This is a genomic window from Streptomyces sp. NPDC057474, from assembly GCF_042802555.1.
In the GTDB taxonomy this organism is placed as follows: domain Bacteria; phylum Actinomycetota; class Actinomycetes; order Streptomycetales; family Streptomycetaceae; genus Streptomyces.
This window is the reverse complement of sequence record NZ_JBHVDX010000310.1, coordinates 1-9347: the sequence shown is the minus strand read 5'-3', so window position 1 is coordinate 9347 and position 9347 is coordinate 1. Positions and strand designations below refer to the sequence as shown.

Below are 9347 nucleotides of genomic sequence, written 5' to 3'. Positions count from 1 at the left end.
GTCCACCACCCACCCCCGTTCGGTCCGTCGACCGGAGACCAGGACGGGGGCACCGGGTACGGAGGCGATCCCGGTCGCCGCCGGCCCGGCCAACCCCGCCGACGGGCGCCCGCGGGCGGCGGCGGGCCGCAGCGGCCACCGCCCTGACCTGCCACCCCGCCCACGATGAGCCCGACCACCGCCGCCAGGCACCCCGTTCCTCCCCAACTCCCGGTTGTACGCTGGCCATTGCTCACAGGTGGCACCCGGCGGCAGCCGTTGGCTCGTGTCACGTGAAGGCCGATCGGCGACAGCGGGGGCCCTTTGCTTTACCCTCTTCACACCGAGACCACACAAGGCTGTTGTCATCTCGTTAAGTGATTAGTCCTTGACGCTGAGGTGATCACCGCGTTGGCTTTCAGCCACCTGGGTCGCTTTGCTGCACCCACGCCCGGAAGGCCCTTGATGTGAACGCCCGTACCACCAGCAATACCCCCAGCACTCGTATACGTCGTCGCACCACCGCTCTGCGCCGTACCGCCACCGCCCTCGCCGCCTCGGCCGCGGCCGTCTCCCTCGCCTCCTGCGGGGTCGTGGACGTCGGCGACAGCGCGGAGGCGAGCCCCACGAAGGGTGACGACATCACGGTGGGCGTGCTGTTCCCCGACAAGGAGACCAAGCGGTACGAGCAGTTCGACTACCCGAGCATCAAGAAGAAGATCGCCGAGCTGACCGACAACAAGGGCGTCACCAAGTACGCCAACGCGGAGAAGGACCCGGAGACCCAGAACAGCCAGCTCGAGCAGATGGTGGAAGACAAGGTCGACATCATCATCGTCGACGCCGTGGACGCCAAGAAGATCGCGCCCGCCGTGCAGACGGCGCACGACGCGGGCATCCCCGTCATCGCCTACGACCGGCTGGCCGAGGGCCCGATCGACGGCTATGTCTCCTTCGACAACGAGCTGGTCGGGCAGGTGCAGGGCCGCTCGCTGGTGGAGGATCTGGGCGACAGCGCCGCCAACAAGATCGTCATGATGAACGGGTCCCCCACCGACCCGAACGCCGCCATGTTCAAGGACGGCGCGCTCTCCGAGCTCCAGGACAAGGTGACGATCTCCGAGACGTTCGACACCAAGGACTGGGACCCGGTCGTCGCCAAGGCGAACATGGAGACGGCCGTCGCCAAGCTGGGCATCGACAACATCGACGCCGTCTACGCCGCGAACGACGGTATCGCCGGTGCCGTCATCGACGTGCTGAAGACCGCCGGTGTCTCCAAGGTGCCGCCGGTCACCGGGCAGGACGCCGACCTGGACGCCGTGCAGCGGATCCTCTCGGGCGATCAGTACATGACGGTGTACAAGTCGTTCCCGACGCAGGCGAGCGCCGCCGCCGAGATGGCCGTCGCCAAGGTCCAGGGCCGCTCCATCGAGTTCGACGCCCTCGCCAAGGACAGCATCGACTCCCCGACCACCAAGAAGATCCCCGCCCAGCTGGTGCCCCCGATCGCGCTGACCAAGTCCAACATCAAGGACACGGTCGTCGCCGACGGCATCTACACCGTCAAGCAGATCTGCACGTCCGCCTTCAAGGCCGACTGCGACGCGGCCAACCTGGACTAGCCCGCGGAACCTCCCACACCCCACGGCCCGGCAGGGCCACCGCCGACGGTTCGACCGGGCGGTGCCCCTGCCGGGCCGTACCTCTGTGCCGGGCCGTACCTCTGTGCCGGGTGGTGCCTCCGCCGGGTGGACCTTCTCGGGGCGCAGCGCGGGCGGACCGGCCCGGACCGGCCCTTCACCTCACCCCGTTCATGCCGCCCTCAAGCCACCCGAGTGAACTCGATCGTCACCTCCGGCGGCCCCCCGGCCACCCCCCGGTAGATGCCCTTGTGGGGGGTCACGTCGTCGTAGTCGCGGCCTCGGCCGACGACGACGTGGGACTCGTCGGCGGGGACGCGGTTGGTGGGGTCGTAGCCGGTCCAGTCACCGGCCCAGTACTCGATCCAGGCGTGGCTCTGGCCGGCGACCGGGCGGTGGAGTTCGGCCTCGCGTTCCGGGTGGAGGTAGCCGGAGACGTAGCGGGCGGGCAGGCCGAGGCCGCGGAGCATGCCGAGGGTGAGGTGGGCGATGTCCTGGCACACGCCGGCGCCCTGCTCCCACGCCTCGTCCGCGCTGGTGTGCACACCGGTCGCGCCCGGCACGTAGGAGACACGGTCGGCGACCATGGAGGACACCGCGATCGCCGTCCCGTGCACGTCGAGGCCGACGGACGCCTCACGGGCCCGGTCCACCAGGTCCGTGGGCAGCGTCGTACGGCCCGTCGCGGTCAGGTACTCCAGGAGGCGGGAGTCGGCGGTCGCCCGGCGGACCTCCGCCCAGTCCGGCGCGTCCGGGACCGGCTCCGGCGGGGCCGTCTCCACCAGGCTGGTCGCGGTGATCGTCAGGTCGGAGTGGGGGTCGATGAGGTCGAAGCCGGTGACCTGGGTGCCCCAGTAGTCCCAGTACGACCAGGTGGGCGTCGAGGGGTTGACCAGCACCCGGGCGTCCAGGGTGGTCTGGCCCGGGAGCGTCAACGGGGTCATGCGGACCTCGTTGTGGGAGGAGGCCGCGGGCTGGGCGTACGAGACGCGGGTGATGTGCCGGATGCGCAGGCGCCGGGTCGCCTTCGGAGCCGCTACAGGCAGGTTCATCGTGCTCACGCGCCTTCCTGGGCCCACTCGACGGGGCCTTGGTACGGGAAGAACAACTCGGCGACCGCCTCCGCCGAGGCCATGCACGCCTGCTGCAGATCGCGCAGCAGCGTGGGCAGCCCGGCTTCCAGGGACTCGGAGTCGAGGTATTCGAGGTGGGTGCGCAGGGCGCCGATCGGGCGGCGGGCCGGGTCCTGGCGGGGGCGGCCGAGCGCGGCCAGGCACTCCTCCGCCGTGGTCAGCGCGTGCAGCGCCGAACGCGGGAAGTCCCGGTCGAGGAGCAGGAACTCGGCGACCTTGGGACTGTCGCCGAAGCCGCCGTGCACCCGCGCGTACGCCTCGTCGGCGCCGCTCGCGCTCAGCAGGGTCGGCCAGTCGGGCGCGTGCGCCGCGTCCAGCACCCGCACCGACAGCAGCCGTACGGTCATGTCCACCCGCTCCAGGCTGCGGCCGAGAACGACGAAACGCCAGCTGTCGTCGCGGCTCATCGTGGAGTCGGCGAGCCCGAAGAAGAGGGCCGCGCGTCGTCGTACCAGCTCCAGGTACGCGTACGGGCCGCCCGTCCGGCGCGCCGCAGTCCGCTGGTCGGCGAGCGCGTGCCAGGTGGAGTTGAGGCACTCCCACATCTCGGAGGAGACGGCCTCGCGGGCGCTGCGGGCGTTGAGCCGCGCCGCCCCGAGCGCGCCCTCGATCGACCCCGTCGAGCGGGCGTCGAAGGCCAGCTGGTCCAGCACCTGCTGCATGTCGCAGTGCTGGTCGGGCGCGTCCACGCCGAGGATCGCGTACAGCGAGCGGCAGGCCACGTCCTCGTCGCGCCAGGGGTCCTCGAGGAGGCGGTGGAGGTAGGCGTCGAGGATGCGGCCCGTGGCGTCGGCCCGCTCCACGTACCGCCCCGTCCAGGTCAGGGCCTCGGCTATCCGGGAGAGGATCACGTCGTTCACTGCTGCGCTCCTTCCTGCACGACCGTGCGGCTGCCGTCGGGTCCGAGCTGGCGCGGCGCCTTCTCCGGCAGCGGGCCGCCGCTCTCCTCGTACCGCTGCTCGGCGGGCCCCTCGGCGAGCACCCAGGTGTCCTTGGAGCCGCCGCCCTGGCTGGAGTTGACGATCAGGTTGCCCTCCTGGAGGGCGACGCGGGTCAGTCCGCCGGGCAGGACCCACACGTCGCTTCCGTCGTTCACGGCGAAGGGCCGCAGGTCGATGTGGCGCGGGGCCATGCGTTCGCCCGCGAGGGTGGGGGAGGTGGACAGCGCCACCGGCCGCTGCGCGATCCACCCGCGCGGATCGGCCTTCACGGCCTCCCGGGTGCGCTCCAGCGTCTCCCGGTCCGCTTTCGGCCCGATGACGATGCCCTGCCCGCCGGCCCCGTCGACCGGCTTGATCACCAGCTGGTCGATCTGGTCGAGGACGGCCTCCAGCTGCCCGGGTTCGTCCGGCCGGAAGGACTCCACATTCGGCAGAATCGGTTCCTCGCGGAGGTAGTAGCGGATGAGATCAGGGACGTACGTGTACAGCAGCTTGTCGTCCGCGATGCCGTTGCCCACCGCGTTGGCGAGCGTCACGTTGCCCGCCATCGCGGCGCCCATGATCCCCGGGCAGCCGATCACCGAGTCGGGCCGGAAGTGGAGGGGATCGAGGAAGTCGTCGTCGAGGCGCCGGTATACGACGTGGACGGGCATCTCCCCGCGCGTGGTGCGCATCCACACCCGGTTGCCCCGGCAGACGAGGTCGTGGCCCTCGACCAGCTGGACGCCCATCAGACGGGCCAGCAGGGCGTGTTCGAAGTAGGCGGCGTTGCTGGGGCCGGGGGTGAGGACGACGACGCGCGGGTCGCCGATGCCGCCGGGCGCGGCGGCCCGCAGCGCGGCCAGCAGCTTCTGCGCGTATCCGTCGACCGGCACCACGTGCTGCTCGGCGAAGAGGGACGGGAGGACGCGGGTCATCGCGCGCCGGTTCTCGATGACGTACGAGACCCCGGACGGCACCCGGACGTTGTCCTCCAGCACCCGGAAGTCGCCCGCCTCGTCCCGTACGAGGTCGATGCCGGCGACATGGATACGGACCCCGCCGGGAGGCTCCACCCCGTGCGCGGCCCGGTGGAAGTGGGCGGAGTTGAGGAGCAGCCGCCAGGGCACGACCCCGTCCTCGAAGGCCCGGCACGGCCCGTACGCGTCCGCGAGGTACGCCTCCAGCGCCCGTACGCGCTGGGCGACCCCGCGTTGGATGAGGTCCCACTCCAGGGCGTCCAGGATGCGCGGGACCAGGTCCAGCGGCCAGGGTCTCTCCTCGCCCGCGAAGGCGTACGTCACGCCCCGGTCGGTGAACGCGCGGGCCATCTGGTCCGCCCTGAACCGCAGTTCGGCCGGCTCGATGGGCTGGAGTGCCGCCAGCACCGGCTCGTAGGCGGTCCTGACCTCACCCGGCCGCTCAAACATCTCGTCCCACGCGTCGGCCAACGCGTACGCGTCAAATATGTCCGCCATGGCCCGACGGTAAGTGCGCTGCGTAACGCCCCGATCACCAGCGCATTTCCGACACCTTGCGAGGGCGATCGCGACCTGCGGAAACGAAAGGTTTGAAGTACGGCCGGGCGGGGGAGCCGACGGTTCCGGACGGGTGACGAGCAGGCACCGTTCGCCCGGCGGACCGAGGGAACGTGCCGGCGCGAGAAGGAAATGTCCGGTCGGCGTCCGGCGTCCGGCGTCCGGTGGTGCCGGGCCCGCCGCGGAGCCCGCCTCGCGGCGGGTCCGCACGCCTGCGCCCGCACCATCTTCAGCTTGTTGCAGAGCGCACTGCCTGAGGGGTGGAGATAGGCGGGCGAAGGGGATGTTATAGGGACGGAAACATGGCGGAGCCGTGTTGCGGTGTCGGTGCGGGCCGCGCATAGTTGCGCTGCGAACAGGTCGGAACCGGGGGTGAGTTGGGTGATGGCCGGGCACGCGACCGAGGAGCATCCGCACGGCGCCGACCGGCTCTGCGCGGCCGGGGACCGCGTGTACTCCAGAGCCGTACGGCGGGGCCGTGTGCCGCGCGCGGACGCCGACGCCGTGCCCTGCCTGGTCGAACTCGCCCTGCTGCACCCCGACCCCGACGACATGGGCTGGCTGGTGCCCACCTCCCCGCAGGAGGTCATGACCCGGCTGCTGCGCGGCGTCCACGCGGAGGTCAGCGCCAGTCAGGCCCGGATGGGCGCGGCGGTCGACGCCGTCGAGTGGTACGCCGGGCTCGGCAGTTCGCGGGCGCGGCAACCGGCGGAGAGCACGGCGATCCGGGTGCTCGACGGGCTCGCCCGGATCCGGGCGGCGATCGACGAGGCCACCGACCGCTGCGCCACGGAGGTGCTGACCGTGCAGCCGGGCGGCATCCGGCGCGAGGACGAGCTGCGCGAGGGGCTGCACCGGGCGACGGCGATGTGCCGCCGGGGTGTGCGTATGCGGGACCTGTACACGCATGTGGCCCGGCACGGGCAGGGCCTGCACAACTACATGGAGCTGATGGGGGAGTCGGCGGAGGCCCGCACCCTGGACGAGGTCACCGACCGCCTCATCGTCTTCGACCGCGCGGTGGCCTTCATCCCCGCCAACACCGACCGGACCATGGCCCTGGAGATCCGCCACCCGGCGCTGGTGGAGTACCTGGTCACGGTCTTCGAACGGCTGTGGCGCCTCGGCGTCCCGCTGGCCGCGTCCCTCCCGTCGGCCGGGGTCGCGGGCATCACCCACCGGGAGCGTTCCATCGCGGCGCTGCTGGCGGAGGGCCACCAGGACGCGGTCGTCGCCGAGCGGCTCGGCATCAGCGTGCGCACCTGCCGGGCCCATATCGCCCGCCTCTCCGAGCGGCTCGGCGCGGCCAGCCGAACGCAGCTCGGCGTCCGTATCGCCGAGGCCGGCCTCGACGGCCCGCCCCGCTCCACCCCGCCGGACGGCCTCCCTGCCCTGCCCTCCCCGGCCCCTACGGCCCCTCTCCCCGCTCCAGAATCCCCGACCGCCCGATGAGATACCCGAGCTGAGCCCGGCTCTCACTGCCCAGCAGCGCGGCGAGCTTGGCGATGTGGACGCGGGCGGTGCGGACGTTGAGGCCGAGGCGTTCGGCGATGGCGGTGTCGGTGTGGCCCTCGACGAGCAGATGGGCGATGGCGAGCTGGCGACGGGTGACACCGTCGGAGGGGGCGACCCGGACGGCTTCGGGATACATGGGAACGGCCATGTTCCAGAGGCGGTCGAAGACCGTGGCGAGGAAGGAGACCAGGGCGGGCTGCCGGATCTCCAGGGCGCGTGCGCGGTCCTCGCCGGCGGGGAGGAAGGCCACCGACCTGTCCACTATCAGGAGGCGCTTCGTGACCTCGTCGAGGGTGCGGACCTGGACGTCACCCGTCAGCCGCTCGAAGTGGGCGACGACTCCGAGGTCATGGCGCGTGGTGTCCTGGTAGAGCGTGCGTATGCGGCAGCCCCGGGAGAGCATCCGCTGTTCGCGGGGGAGGCCCAGATCACGCAGGAGCACGGCGGAGCGTCTGCCCCCGGGCTGGATGGTGAGCAATTCTTCGCGGGCTTCGTCCATGGCCCGGCCGATGGCCTCGTTGATCCGGTCGAATCCGGCCAGCAGACCGATGCCCGGGACCTCCGCCACCAACTCGGAGTGCCCGTCGAGCGCCAGCAGTGGTTCGAACGCCTCCGCCAGCCGGGCCTCGTCGTGCCGCCGCCGGGCGATGTCCCGGGCGCTCTCGCGCAGCAGCCGCGGCAGGGCCAGGGCCGGGGCCAGCGGGCGCAGCCATTTCGGGTCCTCGCCGTCCGGGCGCACGAGCCCGAAGTCGAGCAGACAGGGCACGTGATCGGCGTCCTCCGCCGGGATCCGGCCTTCGCGCAGCGCCCGCCCGTACAGGCTCAGTCCCGCCTCGCACAACTCCGCCGGTCCGTGCTCGTGGCCCTCGGCGATCACGTGTGGCCCGTCTCCCACGTCGGTCAGCTCTCCTGCTCCAGCATCCCCGACTGGGCTATGAGATAGCCGAGCTGAGCCCTGCTGCCGCTGCCCAGCGCCGTCGCCAGCTTGGCTATGTGGGCCCGGCAGGTGCGGACGTTCATGCCGAGGCGGCGGGCAATGGCCTCGTCGACGTGGCCCTCCACCAGGAGCTTGGCTATGGAGTGCTGGACGCGGGTGATGCCGTCGGGGGCCGTCTCATAGGGCGCGCCGGTGCTCAGCGGGACTGCGCGGTCCCACATGAACTCGAAGACTTTGATCAGGTAGCGGACGAGGCCGGGGTGGCGCAGCTCCAGGGCGACCTGCCGGTCGTCCCGGGTGGGGATGAAGGCGACGGTCTCGTCGCAGATGATCAGCCGCTCCACCAGTTCGTCGATGGTGCGGTGCTCCACCTTGCCGTCGGCGAAGTGGGACACATAGGCCAGCTTCTCCGGGCTGTAGCGGGCCGTGTGCTGGTAGAGGGTCCGTATGCGCACGCCGCGGTCGATCAACGGTCTGTCTCGTTCCAGCCCCTGGTGGAGGCTGCGCTCGGGGCGGGGCCCGCTCGGCTGGACCGTGAGCATTTCCGTCTGGCACTGGCTGGTGGCAAGGTCGAGCGCCGCGTTGATCCGGGCGCTGCCCTCCAGCACGGTGATCGAGTGCGTGGTCGGCGTCGTCAGGGCGCTGATGGTCATGAATGGCTCGAAAGCTTCGGCCAGCTCGATCGAGAAACGCCGGCGCTCGGTGATCTCGCGCTCCAGCGGGTTGAGTCGCTGGGAAAGGGCGATCGAGGGAGGTACCGGACGTAGCGAGTCCGGGTCGTCCGGGTCGGGATGCAGTAGGGCGAACTCCATCAAGCAGGGTGCGGCGTTCACCTCGGCGCGGGCGATGCGTCCCGTACGGAGAGCATTCGCGTACAGGCGTGCACCCTCCTCACACATCTCGGTCACCGCGTGGAGATGTGTCGCTTCAGCCCGATCCATAACCAAATCTCCACCCCCCAGGGTCCTGAACATGCAGGAACATGATGCACCGATTGTGTGGCCATGACGTGCCCGAATGAGCCATCGTCGTATCCGACGGGGGAAGAGGGACCTTCAAGTGAGGACGAAGCCGACTATGGGTAAGAGAATGCTTCGCTCGGTACTTGCTGCCGCCTTCTCCGCCGTTGTGGCCTTCGGAGCACTGAGTGGCCTCTCCGACGCGAAGGGCGGCGTCAAGGCGGACAGCGTGTGGCCGGTCGTAACGCCAAAGTCCGAGGTGGTGGCGGGCGACGACCTGTCGACCACGCCCGTCGCTCCGGAAGACAGCGTGTGGGCCTGACATGACGACTCCTCCCGACGACCGTTCCTTCCGGCGCGAGATGGCGACCGCCTACCGCTCCGGTTGGCACTTCATCGACCTGGCCACCGCCATCCCCCACAGCGGTGACTCGTTGATGGTGACCGTGTTCGGCGAACCGGTGGTGGTGACCCGGGACGAGGACGAGGACATCCGGGCGTACCGGTGTCTGCGGCGACCGCGCGGCGCGCCGCAGCCAGTGCGGTGTGCCGTCCGGTACGGGATGGTCTTCGTCAATCTCGACCAGCGCGATCACCGGCTCGCCGAGCCGGAGACCCCGGCCTCCACGGCCGTATCAGCCACCCCCCGCAGTGCCTGAAGCGATTCCCCCGTCGTTTCAAATCGCTCAGGCGCTTCCCCCCAGCAGCGGCGTCACCGTGACC

At 70.8% G+C, this 9347-nt stretch carries 9 protein-coding genes; 4 read left to right on the top strand and 5 right to left on the bottom strand.

What is annotated here, in order from left to right:
- The first annotated feature begins 446 nt into the window (after window positions 1-446).
- Window positions 447-1604 carry a sugar ABC transporter substrate-binding protein gene (locus ACFU53_RS43910; protein WP_384005459.1) on the top strand — a complete coding sequence of 386 codons (1158 nt, stop codon included), beginning with the start codon at window positions 447-449 and terminating at the stop codon, window positions 1602-1604.
- A 200-nt stretch (window positions 1605-1804) separates the two neighbouring features.
- Here the strand turns inward: ACFU53_RS43910 and ACFU53_RS43905 are convergent, their stop codons facing one another.
- From ACFU53_RS43905 to ACFU53_RS43895, 3 genes are read right to left on the bottom strand one after another with little or no spacing between them, the layout of a single operon-like run.
- Window positions 1805-2674 (bottom strand): transglutaminase N-terminal domain-containing protein, encoded by an 870-nt coding sequence (locus ACFU53_RS43905; protein WP_384005461.1) that lies wholly within the window; start codon window positions 2672-2674, stop codon window positions 1805-1807.
- 5 nt (window positions 2675-2679) lie between these two features.
- Complete coding sequence (locus tag ACFU53_RS43900; protein ID WP_384005457.1) at window positions 2680-3615, bottom strand: alpha-E domain-containing protein; 936 nt, start codon at window positions 3613-3615, stop codon at window positions 2680-2682.
- The gene (locus tag ACFU53_RS43895; RefSeq protein ID WP_384005456.1) at window positions 3612-5153 is read right to left on the bottom strand and encodes a circularly permuted type 2 ATP-grasp protein; all 1542 of its coding nucleotides are present in this window, start codon (window positions 5151-5153) and stop codon (window positions 3612-3614) included. The genes ACFU53_RS43900 and ACFU53_RS43895 overlap by 4 nt, the downstream gene beginning before the upstream one ends.
- A 444-nt stretch (window positions 5154-5597) precedes the next feature.
- Here ACFU53_RS43895 and ACFU53_RS43890 point away from each other — a divergent pair, with 444 nt between their 5' ends.
- Window positions 5598-6665 (top strand): LuxR C-terminal-related transcriptional regulator, encoded by a 1068-nt coding sequence (locus ACFU53_RS43890; protein WP_384005454.1) that lies wholly within the window; start codon window positions 5598-5600, stop codon window positions 6663-6665.
- Here the strand turns inward: ACFU53_RS43890 and ACFU53_RS43885 are convergent.
- A complete protein-coding gene (locus ACFU53_RS43885) occupies window positions 6622-7623 on the bottom strand; it encodes a LuxR C-terminal-related transcriptional regulator (RefSeq protein WP_384005452.1) in 1002 nt (333 codons plus the stop codon). The two genes, ACFU53_RS43890 and ACFU53_RS43885, sit on opposite strands and share 44 nt — an antisense overlap.
- A 5-nt stretch (window positions 7624-7628) precedes the next feature.
- Complete coding sequence (locus ACFU53_RS43880; RefSeq protein ID WP_384005450.1) at window positions 7629-8606, bottom strand: helix-turn-helix transcriptional regulator; 978 nt, start codon at window positions 8604-8606, stop codon at window positions 7629-7631.
- A 118-nt stretch (window positions 8607-8724) separates the two neighbouring features.
- Between ACFU53_RS43880 and ACFU53_RS43875 the strand changes: the two genes are divergently transcribed.
- Together ACFU53_RS43875 and ACFU53_RS43870 are read left to right on the top strand one after the other, a co-directional pair.
- Entirely contained in the window at window positions 8725-8946 is a 222-nt protein-coding gene (locus ACFU53_RS43875; protein ID WP_384005448.1) for a hypothetical protein, read from the top strand.
- A gap of 1 nt (window position 8947) precedes the next feature.
- Window positions 8948-9283, top strand: a complete 336-nt coding sequence (locus ACFU53_RS43870) for a hypothetical protein (RefSeq protein WP_037702762.1) — start codon at window positions 8948-8950, stop codon at window positions 9281-9283.
- The last annotated feature ends 64 nt before the right edge of the window (window positions 9284-9347 follow it).